Annotated in this window: 23 protein-coding genes; 10 read left to right on the forward strand and 13 right to left on the reverse strand. The window is 63.1% G+C overall.

The window, feature by feature from the left end; genetic code table 11:
• Positions 1 to 11: 11 nt before the first annotated feature.
• On the reverse strand, positions 12 to 1,025 hold the full coding sequence (tauA, locus tag ACSQ3L_RS04370) for a taurine ABC transporter substrate-binding protein (protein WP_436158825.1): 1,014 nt from the start codon (positions 1,023 to 1,025) through the stop codon (positions 12 to 14).
• Between the two features lie 784 nt (positions 1,026 to 1,809).
• On the opposite strand from tauA, the gene ACSQ3L_RS04375 reads away from it, so the two are divergent.
• From ACSQ3L_RS04375 to ACSQ3L_RS04390, 4 genes are all read left to right on the forward strand, one after another.
• Positions 1,810 to 2,280, forward strand: a complete 471-nt coding sequence (locus ACSQ3L_RS04375) for an RrF2 family transcriptional regulator (protein ID WP_436158826.1) — start codon at positions 1,810 to 1,812, stop codon at positions 2,278 to 2,280.
• A 31-nt stretch (positions 2,281 to 2,311) separates the two neighbouring features.
• Entirely contained in the window at positions 2,312 to 3,646 is a 1,335-nt protein-coding gene (locus tag ACSQ3L_RS04380) for an FAD/NAD(P)-binding protein (RefSeq protein ID WP_436158827.1), read from the forward strand.
• A gap of 334 nt (positions 3,647 to 3,980) precedes the next feature.
• Positions 3,981 to 5,402 carry a pyridoxal-phosphate dependent enzyme gene (locus tag ACSQ3L_RS04385; protein ID WP_436158828.1) on the forward strand — a complete coding sequence of 474 codons (1,422 nt, stop codon included), beginning with the start codon at positions 3,981 to 3,983 and terminating at the stop codon, positions 5,400 to 5,402.
• On the forward strand, positions 5,399 to 6,580 hold the full coding sequence (locus ACSQ3L_RS04390) for a trans-sulfuration enzyme family protein (RefSeq protein WP_436158829.1): 1,182 nt from the start codon (positions 5,399 to 5,401) through the stop codon (positions 6,578 to 6,580). Before ACSQ3L_RS04385 ends, ACSQ3L_RS04390 begins: the two co-directional genes overlap by 4 nt.
• A 122-nt stretch (positions 6,581 to 6,702) precedes the next feature.
• Here the strand turns inward: ACSQ3L_RS04390 and ACSQ3L_RS04395 are convergent, their stop codons facing one another.
• Positions 6,703 to 7,800: an ISAs1 family transposase gene (locus ACSQ3L_RS04395; RefSeq protein ID WP_436158456.1), complete on the reverse strand. Its 1,098-nt coding sequence runs from the start codon at positions 7,798 to 7,800 to the stop codon at positions 6,703 to 6,705.
• Between the two features lie 203 nt (positions 7,801 to 8,003).
• A complete protein-coding gene (locus ACSQ3L_RS04400) occupies positions 8,004 to 9,167 on the reverse strand; it encodes an IS4 family transposase (RefSeq protein WP_436163350.1) in 1,164 nt (387 codons plus the stop codon).
• A 276-nt stretch (positions 9,168 to 9,443) separates the two neighbouring features.
• On the opposite strand from ACSQ3L_RS04400, the gene ACSQ3L_RS04405 reads away from it, so the two are divergent.
• Entirely contained in the window at positions 9,444 to 10,415 is a 972-nt protein-coding gene (locus ACSQ3L_RS04405) for a GlxA family transcriptional regulator (protein WP_436158830.1), read from the forward strand.
• A 637-nt stretch (positions 10,416 to 11,052) separates the two neighbouring features.
• Here ACSQ3L_RS04405 and ACSQ3L_RS04410 read toward each other — a convergent pair.
• Genes ACSQ3L_RS04410 through ACSQ3L_RS04425 form a run of 4 tightly spaced genes read right to left on the reverse strand, consistent with a single transcriptional unit; the run spans position 11,053 to position 13,798 of the window.
• Positions 11,053 to 11,421: a helix-turn-helix domain-containing protein gene (locus ACSQ3L_RS04410; protein WP_436158831.1), complete on the reverse strand. Its 369-nt coding sequence runs from the start codon at positions 11,419 to 11,421 to the stop codon at positions 11,053 to 11,055.
• Positions 11,418 to 11,948, reverse strand: coding sequence for a Smr/MutS family protein (locus ACSQ3L_RS04415; RefSeq protein ID WP_436158832.1), 531 nt, complete (start codon positions 11,946 to 11,948; stop codon positions 11,418 to 11,420). The genes ACSQ3L_RS04410 and ACSQ3L_RS04415 overlap by 4 nt, the downstream gene beginning before the upstream one ends.
• The gene (gene mltA, locus ACSQ3L_RS04420; protein WP_436158833.1) at positions 11,945 to 13,069 is read right to left on the reverse strand and encodes a murein transglycosylase A; all 1,125 of its coding nucleotides are present in this window, start codon (positions 13,067 to 13,069) and stop codon (positions 11,945 to 11,947) included. Before mltA ends, ACSQ3L_RS04415 begins: the two co-directional genes overlap by 4 nt.
• 21 nt (positions 13,070 to 13,090) lie before the next feature.
• The gene (locus tag ACSQ3L_RS04425; RefSeq protein ID WP_436158834.1) at positions 13,091 to 13,798 is read right to left on the reverse strand and encodes a Tim44/TimA family putative adaptor protein; all 708 of its coding nucleotides are present in this window, start codon (positions 13,796 to 13,798) and stop codon (positions 13,091 to 13,093) included.
• Positions 13,799 to 14,014: 216 nt separating this feature from the next.
• On the opposite strand from ACSQ3L_RS04425, the gene ACSQ3L_RS04430 reads away from it, so the two are divergent.
• Both ACSQ3L_RS04430 and secB read left to right on the forward strand, forming a co-directional pair.
• Entirely contained in the window at positions 14,015 to 14,515 is a 501-nt protein-coding gene (locus ACSQ3L_RS04430) for an FxsA family protein (protein ID WP_436158835.1), read from the forward strand.
• Between the two features lie 131 nt (positions 14,516 to 14,646).
• On the forward strand, positions 14,647 to 15,147 hold the full coding sequence (secB, locus tag ACSQ3L_RS04435; protein ID WP_023763101.1) for a protein-export chaperone SecB: 501 nt from the start codon (positions 14,647 to 14,649) through the stop codon (positions 15,145 to 15,147).
• Positions 15,148 to 15,278: 131 nt separating this feature from the next.
• On the opposite strand, the gene dnaQ is transcribed toward secB, so the two are convergent.
• The 5 genes from dnaQ to ACSQ3L_RS04460 all read right to left on the reverse strand — a co-directional run bounded on the left by dnaQ (position 15,279) and on the right by ACSQ3L_RS04460 (position 19,479).
• Positions 15,279 to 15,980 (reverse strand): DNA polymerase III subunit epsilon, encoded by a 702-nt coding sequence (dnaQ, locus tag ACSQ3L_RS04440; RefSeq protein WP_436158836.1) that lies wholly within the window; start codon positions 15,978 to 15,980, stop codon positions 15,279 to 15,281.
• 363 nt (positions 15,981 to 16,343) lie between these two features.
• Positions 16,344 to 16,943 carry a dephospho-CoA kinase gene (gene coaE, locus ACSQ3L_RS04445; RefSeq protein ID WP_436158837.1) on the reverse strand — a complete coding sequence of 200 codons (600 nt, stop codon included), beginning with the start codon at positions 16,941 to 16,943 and terminating at the stop codon, positions 16,344 to 16,346.
• Positions 16,940 to 17,782, reverse strand: coding sequence for a shikimate dehydrogenase (locus ACSQ3L_RS04450; RefSeq protein ID WP_436158838.1), 843 nt, complete (start codon positions 17,780 to 17,782; stop codon positions 16,940 to 16,942). The genes coaE and ACSQ3L_RS04450 overlap by 4 nt, the downstream gene beginning before the upstream one ends.
• Positions 17,775 to 18,374, reverse strand: a complete 600-nt coding sequence (locus ACSQ3L_RS04455; protein ID WP_436158839.1) for a Maf-like protein — start codon at positions 18,372 to 18,374, stop codon at positions 17,775 to 17,777. Before ACSQ3L_RS04455 ends, ACSQ3L_RS04450 begins: the two co-directional genes overlap by 8 nt.
• Before the next feature lie 283 nt (positions 18,375 to 18,657).
• Complete coding sequence (locus ACSQ3L_RS04460) at positions 18,658 to 19,479, reverse strand: pyruvate, water dikinase regulatory protein (RefSeq protein ID WP_436158840.1); 822 nt, start codon at positions 19,477 to 19,479, stop codon at positions 18,658 to 18,660.
• 403 nt (positions 19,480 to 19,882) lie between these two features.
• Here ACSQ3L_RS04460 and hemE point away from each other — a divergent pair, with 403 nt between their 5' ends.
• The 3 genes from hemE (at position 19,883) to rho (ending at position 22,887) form a co-directional block, all read left to right on the forward strand.
• A complete protein-coding gene (hemE, locus tag ACSQ3L_RS04465) occupies positions 19,883 to 20,914 on the forward strand; it encodes a uroporphyrinogen decarboxylase (protein WP_436158841.1) in 1,032 nt (343 codons plus the stop codon).
• Positions 20,914 to 21,450: a protoporphyrinogen oxidase HemJ gene (gene hemJ, locus ACSQ3L_RS04470; protein WP_436158842.1), complete on the forward strand. Its 537-nt coding sequence runs from the start codon at positions 20,914 to 20,916 to the stop codon at positions 21,448 to 21,450. The genes hemE and hemJ overlap by 1 nt, the downstream gene beginning before the upstream one ends.
• A 171-nt stretch (positions 21,451 to 21,621) precedes the next feature.
• Positions 21,622 to 22,887, forward strand: a complete 1,266-nt coding sequence (gene rho / locus ACSQ3L_RS04475; protein WP_013528732.1) for a transcription termination factor Rho — start codon at positions 21,622 to 21,624, stop codon at positions 22,885 to 22,887.
• 206 nt (positions 22,888 to 23,093) lie between these two features.
• Here the strand turns inward: rho and ACSQ3L_RS04480 are convergent, their stop codons facing one another.
• Positions 23,094 to 25,112 (reverse strand): thioredoxin domain-containing protein, encoded by a 2,019-nt coding sequence (locus tag ACSQ3L_RS04480; protein ID WP_436158843.1) that lies wholly within the window; start codon positions 25,110 to 25,112, stop codon positions 23,094 to 23,096.
• Positions 25,113 to 25,124: the final 12 nt, after the last annotated feature.

Below are 25,124 nucleotides of genomic sequence, written 5' to 3' on the forward strand. Positions count from 1 at the left end.
GAGTCTGACGCTCAGTTCGAGGCCAGCGCCTGGGTAACGTATTTCGACGTCACGTATTTCGAGTAGTCCGGCAGCACGGCGTCGATTTTGCCTTGCTCCTTGAGGAAGGCGGATGTCGCTTCGACCGCCTTGACCGTGCCGCCGCCGAGGAATTTGTCGGATGCCTGTTCCTCCAGCGTCGGGAAGACATAGCCCTTGAGCAGCTGCGGCACCTCTTCCAGCTTGGCGCCGGTGAGCTTGGCGATCGCGGCCGCCTGCGGCGACGACACCGACCAGGCGTCCGGCTTCGCCAGGAACTCGGCATAGGCCGCACCTGTCACCTTGACGAAATCGCGCACCGCCTCGGGGTTCTTTTCGGCAAAGTCGGTGCGCACGATCCAGGCGTCGAAGGTCGGCGCGCCCCAGGCGGCGACCTGCGAGGAATCCAGCACCACCTTGCCAGTCGTCTTGATCTGGCCGAGCGCCGGATCCCAGACATAAGCCGCGTCGATGTCGCCGCGCGAGAAGGCCGCGGCGATTTCCGGTGGCCTGAGATTGAGGATCTCGACCGACTTCGGATCGACGCCCTCGTGCTTCAGTGCGGCGAGCAGGCTGTAATGAGTCGTCGAGACGAAGGGCACGGCGACTTTCTTGCCGGCGAGGTCGGCTACCTCGGCGATGCCGGCGCCGTTGCGCGCCACCAGCGCCTCGGATTGCCCGATCAGGCCGACGATGAAGATGGTCTGGATCGGCAACTCGCGGCTCGCCGCCGCCGCCAGCGGGCTCGAGCCGACATAGCCGATATCGACCGAACCGGAAGCGACCGCGGCGATGACATCGGCGCCGGAATCGAATTTGCGCCAGTCGATGGTGGCCTTCGTCGCCTTCTCATAGGCGCCGTCGGCTTGCGGCACTTTCGAAGGTTCGACCACCGTCTGGTAGCCGATGGTGATCTTGAGGTCGTCGGCAAGGGCCGGTCCGAGGAAGGCAGCACCGGCAAGGGCCGCCGACGAGAGGAGAACAATGCGTCGCGAAATGGTGGACATGAAGGGCTCCTGAAAAGAGAAAACTGGAACGCCCCATTATAGTCAGCTAATTCTATCGTGTTTGTAGAGTTAAATCCTTCCAACCGAGGCGGGCTTGTTAGAAAAAAGCGATCGGTGGGGCGGTGGCGAAGCGGATAGGGTGGCTGTGGCGGGCAACGTCGGGGCAGGGCAGAACTTTAATGCCGGCGGGCCAGCGCCCCCCTCTGTCCTGCCGGACATCTCCCCCTCAGGTGGGGAGATTGGCAGTTTCGGCTTCAGCGCTTTCTCACTGACGTAGAGATTGGCGAAAGCAGTAGCGACATCTGATCTCCCCACTTGAGGGGGAGATGGCCGGCAGGCCAGAGGGGGGCGCTGTCCCGCCGGCCTTTAACCTCCTGAACTGCCGTGATGGCTCCGCCTACGAACTAGAATTCCTTCTCTGGCCTCTTCCAGGCAAATTCATGCCTCAAACAACCGCTGATTTGACAACCCATTCCGCGTGTTCGAGGGTAAGTATAGTAATCTTATCGACATGAGGGAACTGGAGGCGACGATGAGCAGTCACCATATCGCGATGATCGCGCTTCGGCCGTCAGGGTCGTGCGCTTTTGTGTCCCTGCGGGCACAAAGATCGGCTAAAATGGCCAAAGCGGCTTGAAAACGAAGCAAAATCAACAATCCTCGGCTTGTACATCATGTCACTAGAATTTATGTGTCATGGCAGCTTGGACGCGGCGGGGAGGCACGCCAGGCGTTTCGCAACCGATGGCCATGAGCCGTCGCCAGACAGAGAAACGTTCGGTTTATGCTTACGAAAAAAGGGAAGTACGGCCTCAAGGCGCTTGTCCATCTCGCGCGATTGCCGGCCGGACAGCTCGCCTTCGTCAACGACATCGCCACCGGCAACAACATCCCGAAGAAATTTCTCGACGCCATCCTGGGCGAGCTGCGCAATGCCGGCTTCGTCCAGAGCCGCAAGGGCAAGGATGGCGGCTATCGCCTGGCGCGCCCCGCTGACGAGATCAAGGTCGGCCATGTCGTGCGCGTCCTCGACGGCCCGCTGGCGCCGATCCCCTGCGCCAGCCGCACCCAGTACCAGCGCTGTGAAGATTGCAACGAGGCGACATGCCAAGTCCGACATCTGATGCTCGAGGTCCGGCAGGCGATCGCCGAGGTGCTCGATCAGCGCAGCCTCGCCGAGATGCGCGATATCTCTGTCGACGACCTACCGGTCGCGAGGGACGATCTGCCGGTCGCGGTGAAGGTCCAGGCCTGACACTGGCGTTGCGCACATCGCAGGCATGTTTATGACCGGGCGCGCCAACTCGATCATCATTGTCGGCGGCGGCGCCAGCGGCGTGGTGCTGGCCGCGCATCTCTTGAAATCCCCCAATCCCGATCTGCGCGTCACGCTGATCGAAAAGCGCCCGCATTTCGGGCAAGGAATCGCCTATTCGACGCTGCTGTCGGCGCATGTCTTGAATGTCAGTGCCGCCGGCATGAGCGCCTATGCCGACGATCCCGGCAATTTCTGGCGCTGGCTGCAGGAACGCGGCTTTGCGACTCCAGAGCAGGCGCCGGTCTATGCGCCGCGCAGCATCTATGCCCGTTACCTCGGCGAGTTGCTGGACGAGTTGGAAGCGCGGGAAAAGCAGACCGGGCGGCTTCGGCTGATCCGTGAGGAAAGCCTCTCGATCACGCCCACCGCCTCCGGTGTCGAAGTGGCGCTGGCTAACGGCACCAGCGTCGTTGCGCATCTGGCCGTGCTGGCCACCGGCCATGACGAGGAGCCGGCGCAAGGCCATGCTGTCAGGATGGGTTCGGAAGCCGATACGGCACTTCCCCCAGACGCCAGCGTCATGGTGCTGGGCACCGGCCTCAGCATGGTCGATGCCTTCCTGGCGCTGGAACAGCGCGGCCATCGCGGCGACATCATCGCGGTGTCGCGGCGCGGCCTGCTGCCCTCGCCGCACCGCAAGGGCAATCCGATCAAGCTTGACGTCGCCGACATTCCGCTCGGCACGCAACTGTCTTATTTCGTCGGCTGGTTCCGCGACCTGATCAGGGAAAACCAGAAGGCCGGCGTAGACTGGCGCGACGTCGTCGACGGCCTGCGGCCGTTCAACCAGAAGATCTGGCAGAACTGGCCGGCTTCCGCCAAACGTCGCTTCGTCGAACACACCAAGGCCTGGTGGGACATCCACCGCCATCGCATGGCGCCCGAGGTCTACGCCCGGGTGACCGAAGCCGTGCAGTCCGGCCGCATCCGCCTGGTCGCCGGCCGCGTCGTCGACATCGCGCGCAACGGCGCGTTTGCGGTGCAGGTCCAGTCGCGTCACACACAGCGCCTCGAGACCTTCGAGGTCGCCCGCATCTATGATTGCTCGGGCATCGTCCGGGATATCTCGACCTCGTCGAACAGCGTCGTACGCTCGCTGGTCGATCGCGGCCTGGCAAGGCCAGATCCGCTGCGCATCGGCCTCGACGTATCGGCCAAATGCGAGATCATCGCCGGCGACGGCACCGTTTCGGCCAAGATCCTCGCCGTCGGCCCGCTGACCCGCGGCACCTTCTTCGAGATCGACGCCATTCCGGATATTCGGGTGCAGTGTGCGAGGCTGAGCAAGCAGTTGCTGGGCTGAGTTATTGTTGACGTCGGCGCTCTACGGCGCCCCCCTCTGTCCTGCCGGACATCTCCCCCTCAAGTGGGGAGATTGGCAGTTTCGGCTTCAGCGCTTTCTTGCCGACGGTAGAGATTGGCGAAAGCGGTCGTGACGTCCAATCTCCCCACTTGAGGGGGAGATGGCCGGCAGGCCAGAGGGGGGCGTGCCACACTAGCCAACCAAACCCGGAATTTCATTCCGCATCTGGCCGGTTGATTGGCACGATCTATCTTCTTTCCGACTGCAAAGGGCTGGAAAAGAGGATACGCTGCCGCCCTGCCTCGAGGCGGTCGCTTGGTCATGGAGCATCGATATGAGCGAGCACGAGATCGCCGCGGCCGACGCATTGTCCCGCCTGCGCCCGCCCTACAAGTCGGTGCTCGACCTGATCGGCCAGACGCCGGTTGTCGAGCTGACCAAATTCGACACCGGCAAATGCCGGCTGTTCATCAAGCTCGAAAGCCAGAATCCCGGTGGCTCGATCAAGGATCGCATCGCGTTGTCGATGATCGCCGCGGCTGAAAAGCAGGGCAAGCTCAAGCGCGGCGGCACCATCGTCGAGGCGACCGCCGGCAACACCGGCCTCGGCCTTGCCCAGGTCGGCATCCCCAAGGGCTACCGCATCGTGCTGGTCGTGCCCGACAAGATGTCGCGCGAAAAGATCCAGCATCTGCGCGCACTCGGCGCCGAGGTGCGCATGACGCGCTCCGATGTCGGCAAGGGTCATGCCGAATATTACCAGGACATGGCCGAGAAGATCGCGGCGGAAACGCCCGGTGCCTTCTATGCCAACCAGTTCGCCAACCCGGCCAATCCGCTGGCGCATGAAACCACCACCGGCCCGGAAATCTTTGCGCAGCTCGGCGGTGATGTCGATGCGGTGGTCGTCGGCGTCGGTTCCGGCGGCACGCTGACCGGGCTCGGCCGCTACTTCGCGAAAGTGTCGCCGAAGACAGAGATGGTGCTGGCCGATCCGGTCGGCTCGGTGCTGGCGCCGCTGATCAAGACCGGCAAGATGGAAGAGGCCGGCAGCTGGACCGTGGAAGGCATCGGTGAGGATTTCGTGCCGCCCAATGCCGATCTGTCGCTGGTCAAAAAGGCCTATTCCATCCCCGACAAGCAGAGCATGCTGGCGGTGCGCGACCTCTTGTCCAAGGAAGGCATCCTCGCCGGCTCGTCCTCGGGCACGCTGCTGTCGGCCGCCTTGCGCTATTGCCGCGAGCAGACGGTGCCGAAACGCGTCGTCACCTTCGTCTGCGACAGCGGCAACAAATATCTGTCAAAGGTGTTCGACGATTTCTGGCTGGCCGAGCAGGGGCTGGCCGAGCACGAACAGCATGGCGATCTGCGCGATCTGGTGATGCGCTCGCACCGCACCGGCGACACCGTCTATGTCGGCCCCGACGAAAGCCTGCTCAACGCCTACGGCCGCATGCGCCGCTCCGATGTTTCGCAGCTGCCGGTGCTCGACAATGGCAAGCTTGTCGGCATCGTCGACGAAAGCGACATCCTGGCCAAGGTCGACGGCCCCTATGACGGCCGCTGGGAGCGCTTCAACGGTCCGGTCCGCACGGCGATGACCTCCAATCTGCACACGCTGCAGGCCAGCCAGACGCTGGACGCGCTGCTGCCGGTCTTCGACCGCAACGAAGTCGCCATCATCTTCGACGGCGACGAATTCGTCGGCCTGATTACCCGCATCGACCTGATCAACCATTTGAGGCGGGCACGATGACCAGCAGCACCCCGCCAGCCGGAAAAAACCGTCTGGCCTTCTCGACGCGCACCATCCATGGCGGACAGAGCCACGACCCGCTGACCGGCGCGGTGATGGTGCCGATCTACGCCACCTCGACCTACGGCCAGCAGTCGCCCGGCGTGCACAAGGGTTTTGAATATGCCCGCAGCCAGAACCCGACGCGCTTTGCCTTCGAGCGCGCCGTGGCCGACCTCGAAAGCGGCTCGGCCGCTTTCGCCTTCGCCTCCGGCCTGGCGTCGATCGCCACCGTGCTGGAGCTGCTCGATTCGGGCGCCCATATCGTCGCCACCGACGACATCTATGGCGGCTCCTTCCGACTGATGGAGCGGGTGCGCAAACGCTCGGCCAACCTGCAGGTCTCGTTCGTCGACTTCACCGACCTTGATGCCGTCGAGGCGGCGATCCGGCCTGAGACAAAAATGCTCTGGGTCGAGACGCCGACCAACCCGCTGCTGCGCATCGTCGACCTCGAGGGCGTCGCCGCCCTCGCTAGGCGCAAAGGCATCCTCTCTGTCGCCGACAACACCTTCTGCAGCCCTTACATTCAGCGGCCACTAGAGCTCGGCATCGACATCGTGGTGCACTCGACGACCAAATATCTCAACGGCCATTCCGACATGGTCGGCGGCGTCGCCGTGGTCGGCGACAACAAGGATTTGGCCGCCCAGCTGAAATTCCTGCAGAACGCCATCGGCGCCATTTCAAGCCCGTTCGACAGTTTCCTCGCGCTGCGCGGCCTCAAAACCTTGGCGCTGCGCATGGAGCGTCATTCCGCCAACGGGCTGAAAATCGCGCAGTGGCTGGAAGCGCGCCGCGACGTACGCCGCGTCATCTATCCCGGCCTCGCCAGCCACCCGCAGCATGCGATCGCCGTCCAGCAGATGTACGCCTTCGGCGGCATGATAACAGCCGTGCTCGACCGCGACCTCGCCGGCACCAAAAAGTTCCTCGAACGCACACAACTGTTCACACTAGCTGAGAGCTTGGGCGGAGTGGAGAGCCTGATCGAGCACCCGGCGCTGATGACGCATGGGTCCATTCCGGCCGAGAAGCGGGCGGAGATCGGCATTTCGGATTCGCTGGTAAGGTTATCGGCGGGGATCGAGGACGGGGATGATCTGATCGCGGATTTGGAGCAGGCGCTGGGGGGTTAGAGGCAAACCCTGCGTTGGCTCTTCGGCCGATTCACGGCGAGGAAAACGCGGCAAACCTTGTTCTGTAGCGATCCTTCGCACCCCCCTCTGTCCTGCCGGACATCTCCCCCTTGAGGGCAGGGCTATCGCATATGAGTAAAGAGCTGGAAGAGGAAGTCTTTGTTCCATCTGGCTCTTCGCATCTTGCCTGCGATGGATTTGTCGATCGGATGGGCTTGCAAGATGTTTTGAGCGAGACGTCGGATGATGGCCAGGTTTTGCGGCCCGTTATCCTTGCGGGTTCGGGCATCGTCCTCGTGGAAGACGACATCGAGGCTCCAATGCAACTGGTTCTCGATGGTCCAATGTGCTCTGACGGTCTCGGCCAGTCTTTTGGGCATGAGCACTTTGGAAAGTGCGACATAGCGGACCGAGGTGGTGGGTTTGCCGCCTGCCACGCTGCGGGTGGCTTCGATGCGGCCGATCGCCTTGAGGCCGGGAAAGTCCGGCGCGTCGAGCAGCCGCTTGAGCGGCAGCACCGAGGCTCTTCGCGTTTCGGTACGGCCATGGCTGCTTTCGCTGGTCTCGAAGAAGGCGATCTCGCCGGCTGCGGCGAAGCTTCGCTCTGCTGCGGCGAACAGCTTGGGGCGATTGCCCTTCAGCCCCAGCGCATAGTGCGCCTTCTTGCCGATCAGCGCCTTGGCCGTGTCGGGACGACAGTGCAGCGCATCCGCCGTCACCGTGCAGCCCTTCAAATCCAAGCTCTTCAGAAGATCCAGTGTGGTTGTGACCTCGTCGCCTTCGGGCGCGCGGGCAGCGGCAATCGACAACCTTGTCTCGGCGTCCCACACGCTCACCATCAAAGGCGGCATAAAGACCCGACCCTTGGTGTAGCCGCGCCGCAGCGATTTGCCGTCGACCGCCACCACGCCGCGCGGCGAAGGCCCAAGCGTTTGTCGCAACGCTGCCATGAAGGCGGCAAAGCTGCGCGAAAGCTCCTCGGCGTCAAGAAGTCGAAACACCCGGCTGAACGTATCGTGGCTTGGACAGCCATGCTCCAGCGTCACGATTTCTTTCAGCTCGTCTTCCCGCCCCTCGACGAAATCGGCAATATCAACACAGCTCTTGGCACCACAAAGCGTGGCAACCAGAGCCAAGAACAGAAGCTCCGCCAGATCATGACGCGCGTTGACGTCACGCGGGTCCCGGACTTCACGCAAAATCGAAAACAGAAACGACATACGGCCTCATCTTCAAGGAGAAGGCCGCTAAAGAATCAATCTTTTAACTCGGCGCAAGACGCACTCTTACTCAAATGCGATTCCCCTGCCCGCAAGGGGGAGATCGGATATCACTTCCGCCTTCGCCAATCTCGAACGTTGCAAGACGAGCGGAGCGCTGAAGCTGCCAATCTCCCTCCTTGCGCAGGGCTGTCCGGGGAAAGTCATTCATATATGAAGGCCATTTGATTGGGGGAGGCTCGGTCTCTTGGTCGGCTTGGATTGACCGGTGGCGGCTTGTCGATGGATTGCATTTTACGCCGCCCAAACAAGTATTGAGCGACCAGTTCTGTGAACCTCAAGATTGGAATAGGGACACGGCGAGTGCGCGCGACAATGCGCAGCAGCGCATATGCGATCATTGCTGCGAAGAGTTGCAGGCGGATCGCATTGTCGTTGTTGCCCAGGAACTTGCGGATCTTGAGGTGCTGCTTGATCCAGCGGAACAGAAGCTCGATTTGCCAGCGACCTTTGTAGAGCCGGCCAATCTCGACGGCCGAGCGCTCCAGATCGTTGGTCAAAAGCGTAATGGTGTCGCCCTCTTGGCGCTGAACGCGCAGGCGGCGCAGGCGCATCGGCAGCTTGCAAACACCCTTGCTGACCAGGCTTACCTCACTGTCTTCCAGAACCAGGAAGCCATCGCCCTGCGGCTCGGCTATGGGGCGATCACACACCAGCGCCAGCCCCATGTTGGCCTTGGGCCGCGTCACGAAGATCGATCCGGCTTCGGCGATCGCCGTCCACCAGCCGTAGTGGCAGTAGCCCTTGTCGAACACGTAGGTCGCCGCAGCTTCGATCGTGATCTGGCGGCCGATCTGGGCGTCGTTGACGTTGGCGTCGGTGATGTCAAGCACGCGCGGACAGTCGACCTTCGGGTCATAGACGACATGCATCTTCATGCCGCGGATGCGCCCATTCGACTTGGCCCAATCGCACAGTTTGCCGAGCGGAATGGGGGTCGAGTCGATCAGCCGCAGCATTTCTTTGCTCTCGCGGCGCATCTGCCGGTCGAGTTGGTCGGCCACAAGGCCGAACGCCTCGGCAAAGACGGCCACCGGACGCCGTCTGTTGGCGTCCGACAAGGTCGAACGCGTCAGGGGACCGCTGCCCAGGTGATAATGATGCTGGCTGTTGGCGTTCCAGCCGGCTTCCAGGCCACGCAAGCCGCTGCTGCCGCAGAACTGGGCATAGATCAGCGCCACCAGATGATCCCAGCTCCTGAACGATTTGTCGTAGGCATCCCCGTCGTGGCGATCCACAATCGCTTGGAATCGACGCCGATCGATGGCTTCAAGAAGCTGCCCGAAGATGCTAGGTGCAAAGCGCATGCCCCGTTCCTTTTCTGAGTCTCGACAACCAGAGAGAAGACGGACAAAACCCGTTTTACGGGGCATGCACATGCGGCATTTCGATTCACTCAATAAGTTCCCCGGACAGCCCTGCACCCGTGGGGGAGATGTCCGGCAGGCCAGAGGGGGGTGCTGTCCCGCCGACATCTGACCGACCTCTTCGCCGCTCCGACGGTCAAAGCAAACCGCGCTTCACGCACCGTTCGGCCAATTGCCGTTGACCCCGCACCCCATCTGCCCGAAGTGTAGCGCCCCATGGCCACACACGCCCCACCCAGACCCACGGAAACACCCCTCACCTTCGCGGTGCTGGTCTTCCCCGGCTTTCCGATGATGGCGTTCAGCTCGGTCATCGAGCCGCTGCGTGCCGCCAATGTCCTGGCGAAGCGGCAATGCTATCGCTGGATCATCGTCGGCGGCACGAAGGGTGCGGTCGAGGCGTCGAATGGCGTCGTCATCCAGCCGGGTTTTTATGCCGAGGATGCTCCAAAGGTCGACCGCATCGTCGTCTGCTCGGGCGGCGATGCCGATCATCTCGTCGCCGAGGACGCAGCACACTGGATCCGCAAGAGCCTGCGCGCCGGCGCCCATATCGGTGCGGTGGCGGATGCGGCGTTCTTCCTGGCGCGGGCGGGCCTGCTCGACGGCCATGCCTGCACCTTGCACTGGACCAGCCAGGCCGCCTTCACCGAAGCCTTCCCCAACATCGAGCTCAGGCGCGACCTCTACGTCATCGACCGCAAGCGCTTCACCTCGGCCGGCGGCGTCGGCAGCCTCGACATGATGCTGGAAATCATCACCCGCGACTATGGCGCCGAGCTTGCAGCGGGCGTCGCCGAATGGTTCGTGCACAGCCAACTGCGCTCCAGCATCGACCGCAAGATGATGCCGCTGCGCCTGCGCACCGGCGTCCAGAACGAACTGGTGCTATCGGCCATCGCCATCATGGAGGACGCGGTGGAAGAGCGGCTCGGCATGGCTGAACTGACCGCCAAGCTCGGCGTCTCCTCCGACAAGCTCGAACGCAGCTTTCGCTCCGAACTCGCCATCTCGCCCAACGCCTACTACCGGCGGCTGAGGCTGAAACGCGCCGCCGATCTCTTGGCGCACTCGACGCTCGCCGTGCGCGACGTGGCGCTGGCCTGCGGCTTCGCCTCGATGTCGAGCTTTGCCCGGGCTTTTCGCGAGGAGCATGGGCATCCGCCGAAACTCGCACGGAGGCATTAAATTGTAGATGCTGTGGGGCACGCCCCCCTCTGTCCTGCCGGACATCTCCCCCTCAAGTGGGGAGATCGGACTGCATCTCCGCTTTCGCTAATCTCAGATGTTGCAAGGAAGAAAGGCGGCATCGAAACTGCCAATCTCCCCCCTTGAGGGGGAGATGCCCGGCAGGGCAGAGGGGGGTACTGTCCCGCCAGCGTCTCGCCATTGGCCCAGCGGCGCGCATCCTCCAACATCTCGCATCTCTCCATGAACCATTTCGCTCCGGCCAACGACACACAGCCGTGAACCGAAACCAACCATGGAGACTTCAGATGACTGCCTTTCTGCGAAACACCCTTCTCGCTGCTATCGCGGTGTCGAGCCTAACCGGATCCGCGATGGCAGATCAGACCACCAGCTGTGCCAAAACCAACCTCAACGACCTCTGGGCCGGCCGTTGTTGCGGCGCTGCTGGGGCGTCGGACTGCCTTGGCGGCGGAAACAATGGCCACGACCATGGCGACAAGGGCGGCCGGGGCGGAAATGGCGGCGCGGCCGGGAAGAAATGATCTCATCACAGTTGCCTGCCGGCTGCCCGCCGGCGGGCGCTGTTTCGCGATCAGGCGGACGTTCGGCGGCCGCAAAATCCGGGTAAAGCCAGTTACGGCCGTCGGCCCAAGGCCGCGCGGATCGATGCGGTGATGCGGCGAAGTTCCGCCTCGTCGAGTTTCTCGATGTTCTCGGCCAGCAGGTTGGCGAGCTCGGTGGCGGCGGGGGAAAGACCCGACGTGTCGAGTTTTACACGCGGGTGTGAAGCTTCGGCCAGCCGTGCCAGCTCCTCGGCGTCGTCCCAGATGATATTGAAATAGCCGATGATCTTCTGGATCAGCGTCCAGGTCGGCGCGCCGCGCCGGCCATGTTCCAGCGCCGACAGATAGGCGGCGCTGACGCCGATCGCCGCCGCCATGTCCTTCTGGCTGACACCGCGTTCGCCGCGCAGCGTCCGCAGCTTCTCGCCGAACGGGGTCACGTGCGCGCCCGCCGCAAGCGGATATAAAGAGCGCCCGAACCGCCATGGTTGCGGGCGGCATGGTCGTGGCTGGAGACCAGCGGCCGGAAGGCGGGCGTCGACAGCCAGGCCGGTACGGCACGCCGCAACACACCATCGCCGCCCGAAGAAGACCCCTTGCCGGTGATGACCAGGACGTAGCGGATGCCGCCGGCATGTGCCCGGTGCAGGAACGAAAACAGCAACGAGTACGCCTCGTCCTGCGTCATGCCGTGCAGGTCGACGCGGCCCTCGATCGGCAGCCGGCCCTTCGACAATTTGTCCAGCGTCGGTTCGTCGAGGCGGTGCGTGACATGCTGAGCCTTTGGCTTTGCGGTCCCTGCCGCGCTGGTAGCAAGCTGGGCGGGCTGTGACTGACTTGGCTTGGCCTCGGCAGGAATTTCGGGAATGTCGACGGCAAATTTGCCCTTCAGCGGCTTGGCCGTGCGCGCCACCAGGTTCCACAGAACCCGGTCGTCCTCGCTGAGCTTGTCCAGACGCCGGGTCATCGGGCCGCACCCGAAACGAGCGTGCGCGGCACCAGCGCATAAAAATCCGCGGCATTGCGGACCACGCCGGCGATCTCGCCGGCCGCGTCGCCCGAGCCGGCGAAGAGATCGCCGCGCGCCGGTCCGGTGATGGCGGAGCCGGTATCCTGCGCGATCATCAGGCGGCGGAACGGTTTTGCGTCGAAAGCCGTGAGCGTCGGCGCGTCGATGTAGAACGGCGTGCCGAACGTGTGCAGCAGGCGGTCGACGGCGATCGAGCGGCCCGGCGTCAGCGGCACTTTGGCGGCTGCGATCGGACCAAGGGCCGAGTCTTCGACAGCGGCCTCGCGGAAGAAGATGTAGGAGCGGTTCTGCCACAGTATCTCGTCGACACGATCCGGATGCGCCTTGAACCAGGCGCGGATCGACTGCATCGTCACCTGCGCCAGCGGAATCTCGCCCATCTCGCTCAGGATCTTGCCGGGTCCGGTAAAGCGCTGGCCGGATTTGGCGGCATAGGTGACGCGGCGCAGCCGGCCGTCGGTCATGGCAAGCCGTGCCGCACCTTGCACATGAATGAAGAAGGCATCGACCTTGTCGGCCAGCCAGGCGATTTCCAGGCCCTTGCCACCAAGTGCTCCGCGCTCGATCTCGCTACGGTCGAAATATTCGACCGGCTCGTCCGGCGCCTGCCGCGCGAAAGCGAGATAGGAATCCAGTCCGGGCGGCCGGTTGGCGTCGTCGATGTCGACAAGATCGGCCGGACGCGACAGCAGCGGCACCCAAAAGCGGTCCGTCCGCACCGGCGACGCCTCGACTTGCGGCTCGTAGAAACCGGTGACGAGCCCGGCGCCGCCGGTCTCGGCGCGGACAAGCGCCGGGATAAAATGACGCTCGAAGAAGGCGCGGGCTTCCGTCCGGTCTAGGATTGGCGATCGATTCGCCGGCGAAACGGTGCGGGCCTCGGCATAGGCATCGGCAAAGGCACTGAAGTCGACGCCGAGCGCGCCGCTGTGATAGGGCTTGGTCAGGACGTGAAAGGACGAGCGATGAAAGGCGGCGAACGCCGCCAGATGGTCGTCATCGCTCCAGCTGGGCAGATCGCCGAAGGATTTCTCGACAAAAAGGGGCGATAGCGACACCGGGGCCTCGCCGCGTATTCCCTAGTCTTCTTCCTCGGTGGCGACGAGCTTCCAGTTCGGGTCGCGCGAGCGGGTGTCGCGGGCGAAGGTCCAGACGTCCTTGACCTCGGCGACGGTTTCCGGATCGCCGTCGATGACGGCACCCGCCTTGTCGCGGGTCGCCGAAATCAATTCGCTGATAATGCGCAGCGTGACATGCGCCTCGCCGCCCTTCATCTCGGCCGAGACGATGTCGGCCTTGTCGATGCCGACGAAGGAGGACTGGATCTTTTCCGCCTTGGCCTCGCGCTCGCCGATCGCGGCGACAAAACCGTCATAGACCTCGCGCGACAAAAGGTTCTTCAGCGTTTTGCGATCGCCGTCGGCATAGGCCATGACGATCATCTCGTAAGCCATCTTGGCGCCGTCGACGAAACCCTTCGGCTCGAAGGACGGGTCATTGTCCTTGATCGTGCGCAGGCCCTTGTTCAAGTCGGTATCCGGCTTGGCGAAGGCGTCGATCGCGGCATAGGTGTCGGCGGCCGGCTCGCCCGGCAGGCGCTTGCGCGGCAGCGAAACGACATTCTCGGATTTCTGGGCGGCATCCTTGTCGCCGGTGCGGGCCGCTGTATAGGGATCGAAGGGCGGCCGTTCGCTGCCGGTGCGACGGCCCAGCACGTTGCGCAGCTGGAAAAAGATGACCACCGCCGCAATCAGGAAGAAAATCGTGCCGAAGTCGAAGAATCCCATATCTTCCGCCAATCAATCCCTGCCCCGTGGCCGGACCGTCAGGCCCGATGGCCGCGGTCGCATAGCGTTCAACATTCAAAGCATATAGAACGCAAGGCGCAATCATTCAAATCAAAGGCAGGCATACCTATCTAACAGCCTCAGTGCCAGCGGCGATTGCTCGCTGGGGGCCAAAACAATCGAAATGGCCAAAACGATCCAAAAGGTTGCCAAGACTTGCGCATTTCGTTCCTTCCGCTTTTTCTCCTGGCCCTGCCGCTGCTGGAAATTGCCGGCTTCGTGGTTGTCGGACGCCAGGTCGGCGCCTTGGCGACGGTCGGCCTGGTGCTGGCATCGAGCATTGCCGGCGCGCTGCTGCTCCGGCATCAGGGTTTTGGCGTGATGACGCGAATCCGGGCCGAAATGGATGCCGGCCGCGATCCGAGCGGCCAGCTGGCGCATGGCGCGATGATCGTTCTGGCGGCGATCCTGCTGATCATTCCCGGCTTCATCACGGACATTATCGGCCTGCTGCTGTTCCTGCCGCCGATCCGCGACCTCGCCTGGCGGGCGCTGAAGGGCCGCGTCGTGCTGGCCACCAATTTCTCGACCGGCGGCTTCCGCGGCCGGCAACGCGACAAGACCATCGACCTCGATGACGGCGATTATTCGCGCGAGGACGATTTCAAGCGCGGACCGGATCACAATTCGCCCTGGCGGCGGCTGAAGGACGACTAGGGCGCTGTTTCCGGCCACATCCCGAGGCCGAGAAGCAAGGCGGCAAACCTTGTCTTGTCATCCCTGCCATGGTAGCGAACGCCCGATTTCAATTCGGTCAGCGACGCTGCCCAGGCAAGAGGACAAGGCTTATGGCCAGCAAAGATGACGCGCCGGTCGGCGCAGCCAACGGAAACGGCAATGCGGCGCAGCCGTCGCTCAACGTTCTGGCGCAATATGTGAAGGACCTCTCCTTCGAAAGCCCCGGCGCGCCTAATTCGCTGCGCGGCCGCGACAAGGCACCCGGCATCGCCATCAACGTCAACGTCAACGCCAACCCGCTCTCCGACAAGCAGTTCGACGTCAATCTGACGCTGAACGCCAAGGCGTCCTTCGACCAGGAAGTGCTGTTCAATGTCGAGCTGGTCTATGGCGGCGTGTTCGCCATCGCAGGCTTCCCGCAGGAGCACATGCTGCCGATCCTGTTCATCGAATGCCCGCGCCTTCTGTTCCCGTTCGCCCGCCAGATCATCGCCGAGGCAACCCGCAATGGCGGCTTCCCGCCGCTGATGCTCGACCCGATCGACTTCGCGCAGATGTTCCAGCAGAAGCTGGCCGAAGACCAGGCGGCATCGAAGGTCAAGGTGAGCTGAGGCCCTGTCAGTCAAGGATTATGAAAAGCCCGGCCTCGCGCCGGGTTTTTTGTTTTGGGGGGCCTGCCTGCGGGACAGCTGAGAGGCCGGCAGGGCAGAGGGGGGCGCCAAGGATCGCCAACCGGACGACTTTAGTTCCCGAGAACCTTCAACCAAAGCGCCTTTTCCCCAAGCGTCCCGACCATGCCGGCGTGCGCGGCGCGTTCGGCTTCGGTGACGCGCGGCGGCAAGGGTGCCGGGCGCGGGGCGACGACGATTTCTATCTGGCGGACATTCTCGCCCTGGGCCGGCGCGGTGGCGCTGTCGAGGATGAGGGCTGCCTGCTTGCCGCCGATCAGCTCGATATAGACCTCGGCCAGCAATTCGGAATCGAGCAGGGCGCCGTGCTTGGTGCGCTTGGTGTTGTCGATGCCGTAGCGCCGGCAGAGCGCATCGAGCGAATTGGGACCCATCGGGTGCTTGCGCCGCGCCAGCGCCAGCGTGTCGACGACAAGGCCATTGTCGATGACGGGATGACCCAGCCGGCCGAATTCGACGTTGAGGAAACCGACGTCGAACGTCGCGTTGTGGGCGACCAGCTTGGCACCGTCGGTGAAGTCCAGCCACTCCTGCACAATCTCGGCGAAGGTCGGCTTGCCCGCGAGGTCCGCCGCGCTGATGCCGTGCACGGCCTGCGCCTCGGCATGGATCGCACGGCCCTGTGGGTTGATGTAGTGGTGGAAGGTCTTGCCGGTCGGAAAGCGGTTGACCAACTCGACGCCGCCCAGCTCGATGACGCGGTCGTCGCGCGAATCGAGGCCGGTGGTTTCCGTGTCGAAGATGATCTCACGCATCGAATCAGTCGCTCCAAAGGAGCAGAATCGTGAGAGCGGAACAAAATGGCAATGGGAAACGTGCTGGCGAGGACAATTGCTACAGGTTTGCGCCGCTCACGCACTGCCCCTTCCTCTACCCCGTCGATCGGGGGAGAGGTGTCGAGCGAAGCTCGACGGAGTGGGGGTCGACCTTTGCCGCGCGCCTGAGGTTTGTAACTCGCCAGATTGTGCCAGCATTGCAGCGACTTGTGCGTTTGGCCAACGCCTTCCCCCACTCCGTCGCTGCTTCGCAGCGCCACCTCTCCCCCATCCGGAGGGAGAGGAAAGGAACCAAGGACGGCAAGGCTCCGACGACATCGATAGTTTTCGGTCGGGCGAGGCTCAACCGCCCGGCTCACGGACCCCGCCCAACTCCTTAATGATCGCATCGACCTGGGCGCGGGCCGCGTCCATCCCCTGGCCGGTATCGACGACGAAATCGGCCTGGCGGCGTTTTTCCGCATCCGGCACCTGCTTGGCCAGGATCGACGCCAGTTTTTCTTCCGTCATGCCAGGCCGCGCCAGCACACGGCTGCGCTGGACCTCGGCCGGCGCGGTGACGACGACGACCTTGTCGACGCGGTTGCGGCCGCCGGTTTCGAACAGCAGGGGAATGTCGAGGACGGCGATCGGCGCGCCTGATTTGCGATGGCGCGCCAGGAAGGCATCGGCATCGGCGCGCACCAGCGGGTGGATGATGGTTTCAAGCCGTTTCAGCGCCGCGGCATCACCGAGCACGCGCGCGCCAAGCTTTGCCCGATCGACCACGCCGGCAGATGTGGTGCCGGGAAAGGCTGCTTCGACCAAAGGTGCTGCCTTGCCGGCATAGAGGCGATGCACCGCCTCGTCGGAATCATGAACCGCCACGCCTGCCTCGGCGAACATTTTTGCCGTGGTCGACTTGCCCATGCCGATCGAGCCGGTAAGGCCGAGCACGATCATGGCTTCGGCACCAGATCGGCGACGATCAACGCTCGGAGTTCGGCCGTGACCTGTGGCCTGACACCGAACCAGCGTTCGAAGCCGGGTACGGCCTGATGCAGCAGCATGCCGAGGCCGTCGACCGTCTTCAGTTTTCGCGCGCGGGCCGCCGCAAGCAGCGGCGTCTCCAGCGGCACATAGACGATGTCGGTGACGATGGCGTGGTCCGGCAGCAAGACGGGATCGGCCGACAGGCCTTCATTGCCATGCATGCCGAGCGCCGTGGTGTTGACCAGCAGGCCGGCATCGGCAAGCAGTTCGCCTGATGCCGCCATGCCATGCGCCGACACGCCGGCGCCGAAACGATCGCGCAATTCCATAGCCCGGGCGAGCGTGCGGTTGACGATGCGGATGTCGGCGACGCCGCGCTCCTTCAGCGCATGGATGACGGCGCGCGACGCACCGCCGGCGCCGAGCACCACAGCCGGACCCTTGCCGGCCCAGCCCGGCGCATAATCGTCGAGGTTGGCGGCAAAGCCGTGCGCGTCGGTGTTGCCGCCCCACAGGACGCCGTCCTCGAACCACAGCGTGTTGACGGCGCCGATCTCTTCAGCGGCCTGGTCGCGGCGCCCGGCCAGCGCGAAGGCCGCCTCCTTGTGCGGGATGGTGACGTTGCCGCCGCGGTAATTGTTTGCCTGCAGCGTTTTCACGAACACGGCAAAATCCTGCGGCGCGACATCGATGGCCTGGTAGCTGCCGTCGATGCCATGTTTGGCTAGCCAATAGCCGTGGATCTTCGGCGAGCGCGAATGCTTAACCGGGTGCCCTGTGACGAAGGCCTTTTTCGACGCTTCAGCCATCGATTGCTCCCAAGGTGCGCAATTCGGCCAGCAGCGGCAGCAGCGGCAGGCCGACAATGGTGAAATGATCGCCTTCGACCTTGTCAAACAGCTGGATGCCTTCGGCTTCGATCTGATAGGCGCCGACGCTTGCCAGCGCCTTGGCGCCGACACGGGCGAGATGGAGGCCGATGAAGGCCGGATCGAGCGTTCGCATGGTCATCGAGGCGATGCCGACATGCCGCCACAAGACCTTGCCGTCACGAACCAGCACGGCGGCGCTGTTGAGTTGATGGGTCTTACCCGACAGCGCCAGCAGATGACGGCGCGCGCCTTCCATGTCGGCCGGCTTGTGGAACACCTCGTCGCCAAGCGACAGCGTCTGGTCGCAGCCCAGCACCAGGGCGCCGGGCCGGCGCTCGCTGACGTCGGTGGCCTTGGCCTCGGCCAGCACCAGCGCGACATCCTCGGGGGAAATGCCGCTGTCCTGCAAAGGCGCCTCCAGCGCGCGCTCGTCGACCTCGGCGGGAACGGCCTCGACATCGACCCCGGCATTGACGAGCATCGCCTTGCGGAACGGACTACCGGAAGCGAGGATGAGTTTTTCGGTCATGCTTTTCGCCCGGTTAATCGTCGTTGACCGGCGCAATGCAGAAGGTTGCCAAAGGTTGGCGGGACAGCGCCCCCCTCTGTCCTGCCGGACATCTCCCCCTCAAGGGGGGAGATTGGATGTAACTTCGGCTTTCGCCAATTTTTAACGTTGACCAGGAAGTGCGGTCCGCGAAACTGTCAATCTCCCCCCTTGAGGGGGAGATGCCCGGCAGGGCAGAGGGGGGCGCGAAGGATCGCGACGTTTCGGACACTGTCTCAAGCCTGCGGGTGCGGAAGGGCCTCATCTATCTCGACTTCCCCCGCAGGGCAACGATGGCCGCTGCCGTTTCCTCGATCGAGCGGCGGCTGACGTCGATCATCGGCCAGCCATGGCGCGTGCAGATCTGGCGGGCGTAGGCGAGCTCCTCGCTGATGGCGGCGCGGTCGACATAGTCTGACGCCTCGTAGGAGCTGCTGTTGCCGAGGACGCGGTTTTGCCGGACATGCGAGATGCGCTCGGCGGTGGCGATCAGCCCGACGATCAGCGGCTTGCTGGCGGCAAGCAGGCTTTCGGGCACCGGCACGCCGAGCACGATCGGGATATTGGCGGTCTTGATGCCGCGGTTGGCTAGATAGATGCTGGTCGGCGTCTTCGACGTCCGCGAAATGCCGACCAGCACGATGTCGGCATCGTCCATATTGGCCGGCAGCTGGCCGTCATCATGGTCCATGGTGAAATTGAGCGCGTCGATGCGGCGGAAATATTCGGCGTCGAGAACGTGCTGGGCGCCGACACGGCGGCCGGCCGGCGTGCCGAGATAGGACTGGAACACGGTGAGCACCGGCTCCAGCACCGATACACAGGGCAGGCCCATGGCCGCGCAGCGCTCGTCGATGCCGCGCGCCAGCTTCTGGTCGACCACCGTATAGAGGATGATGCCCGGCTCTTCCTCGATGTCCTCGAACACCTTCGCCACCTGTTTTTCGGTGCGGATGAGCGGATAGATGTGCTCGATGGCGCGCGCATCCTTGTACTGCGCCGAAGCCGCCCGGCCGGCGGCGAGCAGCGTTTCGCCGGTCGCGTCGGAAATCAGGTGCAGGTGGAAGAAGCTCTGGGGTTTGTTCACAGGGGGTCACCTGGGCTGTGGGCTTCTGTGGATAAAGCGGGATGGAGAAACGGGCCGGCCGGAGGCGACTGTATCAGATGGCTAGATGTCCACAATTCGTTGCGCTGTCAGCTTTGCCGGGCGGCTGGGGACAAGTTCGGGGACGGCTTCTTTTGGCCGTCGTCCGTCCACAGGGCAGGTTTTTCGTCACTCTTGCTAACGCTTTGACTCCAGTGATGGATTCCGGACTATCCCCAGAACCCTGCATCCAGGCAAAAGAAGCACGCGACAATATGTTGGCTGGTCTTTTCCGGGGCAAAGCGGGACAGGTGACAACCACCAGAACCAACAGACTCTTAGAATCAGAAGAATCTTAGATATAAGAATCTTTGATTATAGAAGAGGCTGGGAGAAGCGAGCGTCGATGCCCCAGAACCGGATCATGCTGGACGTCCTGAAGGGAGAGGCTCATTTTCCGCCTCCGCTCTGGATGATGCGTCAGGCCGGACGCTATCTGCCGGAGTATCGTGAAACGCGCAGGCGTGCCGGCTCGTTCCTCGACCTCTGCTACGATCCCGACCTCGCCGTCGAAGTGACCTTGCAGCCGATCGAGCGCTTCGGCTTCGATGCCTCGATCCTGTTTTCCGACATCCTTGTCGTTCCGCATGCGCTTGGCCGTGACGTCCGCTTCGAAGAGGGCAGAGGGCCGCTGCTGACGCCGATCACGGTGCCAGAGATTTTGGCTCTGGAAAGCAAGGTGTTTCACGTGAATCTCGAACCGGTCTACGAGACCGTTCGCCGGTTGCGCGCCAAGCTCCCCGATGAGACGACCCTGATAGGCTTCTGCGGCGCGCCATGGACGGTGGCGACCTATATGATCGCCGGCCATGGCACATCGGATCAGGCGCCGGCGCGGCTGTTTGCCTATCGCGAGCCGGTGGCGTTCCAGCATTTGCTGAAAGTGCTTGCCGAACATTCGGCTGCCTATCTCATCCGCCAGATCGAGGCCGGTGCCGATGTGGTGCAGATTTTCGATTCCTGGTCCGGCGTGCTGGACGATGAGTCTTTCGACCTGTTCTGCGTTCAGCCAGTGGCCGAGATCGTTGGCCGGGTTCGGGCGGTTCATCCCGATGTTCCGATCATCGGTTTTCCCAAGGGCGCCGGTGCGCGCTATCGGACCTATCGACAGAAGACCGGCGTAACGGCGCTGGGGATCGACTGGACGGTGCCCCTGATAGCGGCGAAGGATTTGCAGCGCTCGGGTGCGGTTCAGGGCAATCTCGATCCCTTGCGGCTCGTGGCTGGCGGCAAGGCGCTGTCGGATGGCGTCGAAGCGATCCTGAAGGCGCTGGGAGACGGACCGCTGATCTTCAACCTCGGTCACGGCATCACGCCGGAGACGCCGATCGCCCATGTCGAGGCGATGGTGAAACAGGTGCGGAGCGCGACACGCTGATGGCTGAGACGAAAAACACGAACAGCACCGGTCAGGCGATGATGCGCATGACGATAGGCATCGTTGTACTGGTCGTTCTCACCGCACTTTTGTTTTTCGCCGCGCCCGACAGTTTCTATCCCTGGGCGAAGGCGATCCATATCCTTGCCGTCATCTCGTGGATGGCCGGCATGCTCTACCTGCCGCGGCTGCTGGTCTATCATGCCGATGCCGAGAAAGGCTCAGTGCAATCGGAGACCTTCGCGGTGATGGAGCGGCGCCTGCTGCGCGGCATCATCAATCCGGCGATGATCGTCACCTGGGTGTTCGGCCTGTGGCTGGCCTGGAAAGGTTTTGGCTTCCACGGCGGCTGGCTGCATGCCAAGATCGGCGCGGTGCTTCTCTTGTCCGCCATGCATGGCTATCTGGCCGGCGCGGTGCGCAAATTCGCCGAGGACCGCAATGAAAAACCGGCGAAGCACTGGCGGATGATCAACGAGATCCCCACATTGCTGATGATCGCAATCGTCATCCTGGTGGTCGTCAAGCCGTTCTAGGCTTTGGCTGCAAAACGCAGCTTGCTCTTTCACCCGACCGACGATAAAAGACGGGTCTTCCTTCCCCGTCATGCGCCGCCCCTCATTGTTTTCGGCCGCGCCCGGCATTTGTCGCATCCCGCCGATATTTTCCCAAAGCCTACCCAGACTCCATCTATTCAAGGTCCGTCTATGCAAGAAATGAAACTCGCTGAGTTCAAGAACAAGAAACCGCCAGAGCTGATCGCTTATGCCGAATCGCTCGAGGTCGAAAACGCCAGCGTCATGCGCAAGCAGGAGCTGATGTTTGCGATCCTGAAGAAACTGGCCGCCCAGGAGATCGAGATCATCGGCGACGGCGTGGTCGAGGTGCTGCAGGACGGGTTCGGCTTCCTGCGCTCCGCCAACGCCAATTATCTGCCAGGTCCCGACGACATCTATATTTCGCCGTCGCAGATCCGGCGCTTTTCGCTGAAGACCGGCGATACAGTCGAAGGGCCGATCCGCAGCCCGAAAGAGGGCGAGCGCTATTTCGCGCTGCTCAAGGTCAACACGATCAATTTCGACGATCCCGAAAAGATCCGTCACAAGATCCACTTCGACAATCTGACACCGCTCTATCCGACCAAGCGGCTGAAGATGGAGATCGAGAATGTGACCACCAAGGACATCTCGGCCCGCGTGATCGACCTGGTGGCGCCGATCGGCAAGGGGCAGCGCGCTTTGATCAACGCGCAGCCGCGTACCGGCAAGACCGTTCTCATGCAGAACATCGCGCACTCGATCACCGCCAACCATCCGGAATGCTATCTGATCGTGCTGCTGATCGACGAGCGGCCGGAAGAAGTGACCGACATGCAGCGCTCGGTGAAGGGCGAGGTGATCTCCTCGACCTTCGACGAGCCGGCGGTGCGCCACGTGCAGGTTGCCGAAATGGTCATCGAAAAGGCCAAGCGCCTGGTCGAACATGGCCGCGACGTCGTCATCCTGCTCGATTCGATCACTCGTCTCGGCCGCGCCTACAACACCGTCGTGCCGTCATCCGGCAAGGTGCTGACCGGCGGTGTCGACGCCAACGCGCTGCAGCGGCCGAAGCGCTTCTTCGGCGCTGCCCGCAACATCGAGGAAGGCGGTTCGCTGACCATCATCGCCACCGCGCTGATCGATACCGGTAGCCGCATGGACGAAGTCATCTTCGAAGAGTTCAAGGGTACCGGCAACTGCGAAATCCAACTCGACCGCAAGGTGGCAGACAAGCGCATCTATCCGGCCATGGACATCTTGAAGTCCGGCACCCGCAAGGAGGACCTGCTGGTTTCCAAACAGGATCTGCAGAAGATCTTCGTGCTGCGCCGCATCCTGGCGCCGATGGGAACCACCGACGCGATCGAGTTCCTGATCGACAAGCTCAAGCAGACCAAGACCAATGCGGATTTCTTCGATTCGATGAATACGTAAGGGGATGGGGTAGCGATCCTTCGCGCCCCCCTCTGCCCTGCCGGGCATCTCCCCCTCTAGGGGGGAGATTACGCGCTTGGTCCGCTTTCGGCAATTATCAACGCCGTTAAGGTGAGCGGAACAGCGAAGCTGCCGATCTCCCCACTTGAGGGGGAGATGGCCGGCAGGCCAGAGGGGGGCGCTGTCCCGCCGGCGTCTCGCAAAAATTATCGCCGCCGCAACAATCGCTCCAGCTCCTCAACATCCGTCACCACCGGCAAACACACCTGCCCCGTGCACAACCAGGCACCTACCTTGTCCGTCGGGGGCAGGATTCCACCGGGCAGCAAGGGTCGATTCGCTGCCGTACCAATCGGCACGACGATATCGACGCGGCGCGGGTCCGGGCTTCGATTCGCAACCGGAACGAGCTTTGGATCGTCGAGCGCATCGACGATGACCAGCTTGAGCGGCTCGATCGCCAGCGCGCAGGCGTTGACGATGCCGGCCTGGCCATAGGCCTGGTGCGCAGCACGGCCTGCGGCGTGCTCGGCGACTTCCCAGGCTCTTTCCTGCAGTGCGAGATCGCCGCTGACGGAGGCGAGCCGGACCAGCGCTTCGATGATCTGGCCGGTGGCGGACGGAATGGCTTCGTCGACATCGCCCCGGATGCGGATCGGCACGTCGGCGCTGTCCGAAGCGGTCAGGTAATAACCCGTCTTCTCGCCATCGGCGTGCCAGTGGTCGAGCTGCTCGACGAACTGGCTGGCCTGCTCGACATAGCTCCAGTCGCCTGACGCCTCGAACAGCGAGATCGCGGCATTGGTCATGGCGGCGTAATCGCTGGATAAAGCCGGGAACAGTTTTCTGGTCCCGAGCATCGAATGCGGCAGGCGGCCGTCACGGCTGGCAGAGCTGATATGGGCAAAGGCTTTTGCCGCCGCATCGATCCAGTCAGGCCGCACCAGCGACCGGCCGGCCTCGGCAAGCGCCGCAATCATCTGGCCGTTCCAGTCGGTGAGGGTCTTTGCGTCGAGGCCGGGCCTCACCCGCTGTTCCCGGATGGCGAGAAGCTTCGCCTTGAGCGGGCCGAGCTCTTCGCGATCAATCACATATTGCGCTTGCTGGGACCTTGTTTGGTGGACAATTGGCTTGCCTTCCCAGCCATGTGGGCTGGAGAGCGTGAAGTGTTTGAAAAACAAGGAGGAATCGTCACCAAGTGCGGTTTCGATCTCTTCCCTGCTCCAGGTGTAGAACAGACCCTCCTCGCCGTCGCTGTCGGCGTCGAGACTGGCGGCAAAAGCGCCGCCATCGACGCGCATTTCGCGCAGCAGCCAGTCGATGGTCTCTTCGATTCGCACCCGGAACAATTCGTTGCCGCTCTGCGCGTAAGCCCAGTTGCAAAAGCGGATCAACTGGGCATTGTCGTAGAGCATTTTTTCGAAATGCGGCACCAGCCACTCGGCGTCGGTCGAGTAGCGGCTGAGCCCGCCGCCGATATGGTCGTAGATGCCGCCGCTCAGCATCTGTTCGAGGCTGTTGAGAACGTCGTCGCGATGGGCGGCGTTGCCGTCGCGCAGCCAAGACAGCCACAGCGTTTGCATGAACGGCGCGTTGGGGAATTTAGGCGCGCCGCTTAAGCCGCCGAGATCGCGGTCGATCATGCCGTCTATGCCCTTGGCAAGATCCGCCAGCGTGGCGCCGTCAAGCGCCGTTCTCGCATGCGAGCCGGCGAGCCGCGCCTCGACATGCGTCGTCAGGCCGTCGGCGCTCTGGTTGAGGCTGGCTCGCTTTTCGCGCCAGGCCTTGTCGACCGCCTGCATAACCTGGATGAAGCCGGGGCGGCCGTAACGCGGCTCACGCGGAAAATAGGTGCCGCCCCAGAACGGCTTGCCGTCCGGGGTCAGGAACATGGTCAGCGGCCAGCCGCCCTGCTCGCCCATCGCGGAGAGAGCCGCCATGTAGACCTGGTCGATGTCGGGACGCTCCTCGCGGTCGACCTTGATATTGACGAACAGACGGTTCATGACGGCGGCAACATCGCCGTTTTCGAAGCTTTCGTGCGCCATGACATGGCACCAGTGGCAGGCGGCATAGCCGACCGAGAGCAGGATCGGCCTGTCCAGCGCCTTTGCCTCTTCGAGCGAAGCCGGCGACCAGGCGCGCCAGTGCACGGGATTGCCGCTGTGCTGCTGCAGATAGGGGCTGGCTTCTTCGGCAAGCAGGTTTTGCGCGGGCAGCGTCACTGGGCAAACTCG

The sequence above is a fragment of the Mesorhizobium sp. LjRoot246 genome, from assembly GCF_964254115.1.
GTDB lineage: Bacteria > Pseudomonadota > Alphaproteobacteria > Rhizobiales > Rhizobiaceae > Mesorhizobium.

What these genes read in the sequence shown, in the direction of transcription:
- tauA (WP_436158825.1), bottom strand. Translation starts at nt 1,025, where the DNA reads ATGTCCACCATTTCGCGACGCATTGTTCTCCTCTCGTCGGCGGCCCTT.
- ACSQ3L_RS04375 (WP_436158826.1), top strand. Translation starts at nt 1,810, where the DNA reads ATGCTTACGAAAAAAGGGAAGTACGGCCTCAAGGCGCTTGTCCATCTC.
- ACSQ3L_RS04380 (WP_436158827.1), top strand. Translation starts at nt 2,312, where the DNA reads ATGACCGGGCGCGCCAACTCGATCATCATTGTCGGCGGCGGCGCCAGC.
- ACSQ3L_RS04385 (WP_436158828.1), top strand. Translation starts at nt 3,981, where the DNA reads ATGAGCGAGCACGAGATCGCCGCGGCCGACGCATTGTCCCGCCTGCGC.
- ACSQ3L_RS04390 (WP_436158829.1), top strand. Translation starts at nt 5,399, where the DNA reads ATGACCAGCAGCACCCCGCCAGCCGGAAAAAACCGTCTGGCCTTCTCG.
- ACSQ3L_RS04395 (WP_436158456.1), bottom strand. Translation starts at nt 7,800, where the DNA reads ATGTCGTTTCTGTTTTCGATTTTGCGTGAAGTCCGGGACCCGCGTGAC.
- ACSQ3L_RS04400 (WP_436163350.1), bottom strand. Translation starts at nt 9,167, where the DNA reads ATGCGCTTTGCACCTAGCATCTTCGGGCAGCTTCTTGAAGCCATCGAT.
- ACSQ3L_RS04405 (WP_436158830.1), top strand. Translation starts at nt 9,444, where the DNA reads ATGGCCACACACGCCCCACCCAGACCCACGGAAACACCCCTCACCTTC.
- ACSQ3L_RS04415 (WP_436158832.1), bottom strand. Translation starts at nt 11,948, where the DNA reads ATGACCCGGCGTCTGGACAAGCTCAGCGAGGACGACCGGGTTCTGTGG.
- ACSQ3L_RS04425 (WP_436158834.1), bottom strand. Translation starts at nt 13,798, where the DNA reads ATGGGATTCTTCGACTTCGGCACGATTTTCTTCCTGATTGCGGCGGTG.
- secB (WP_023763101.1), top strand. Translation starts at nt 14,647, where the DNA reads ATGGCCAGCAAAGATGACGCGCCGGTCGGCGCAGCCAACGGAAACGGC.
- dnaQ (WP_436158836.1), bottom strand. Translation starts at nt 15,980, where the DNA reads ATGCGTGAGATCATCTTCGACACGGAAACCACCGGCCTCGATTCGCGC.
- coaE (WP_436158837.1), bottom strand. Translation starts at nt 16,943, where the DNA reads ATGATCGTGCTCGGCCTTACCGGCTCGATCGGCATGGGCAAGTCGACC.
- ACSQ3L_RS04450 (WP_436158838.1), bottom strand. Translation starts at nt 17,782, where the DNA reads ATGGCTGAAGCGTCGAAAAAGGCCTTCGTCACAGGGCACCCGGTTAAG.
- ACSQ3L_RS04455 (WP_436158839.1), bottom strand. Translation starts at nt 18,374, where the DNA reads ATGACCGAAAAACTCATCCTCGCTTCCGGTAGTCCGTTCCGCAAGGCG.
- hemE (WP_436158841.1), top strand. Translation starts at nt 19,883, where the DNA reads ATGCCCCAGAACCGGATCATGCTGGACGTCCTGAAGGGAGAGGCTCAT.
- hemJ (WP_436158842.1), top strand. Translation starts at nt 20,914, where the DNA reads ATGGCTGAGACGAAAAACACGAACAGCACCGGTCAGGCGATGATGCGC.
- rho (WP_013528732.1), top strand. Translation starts at nt 21,622, where the DNA reads ATGCAAGAAATGAAACTCGCTGAGTTCAAGAACAAGAAACCGCCAGAG.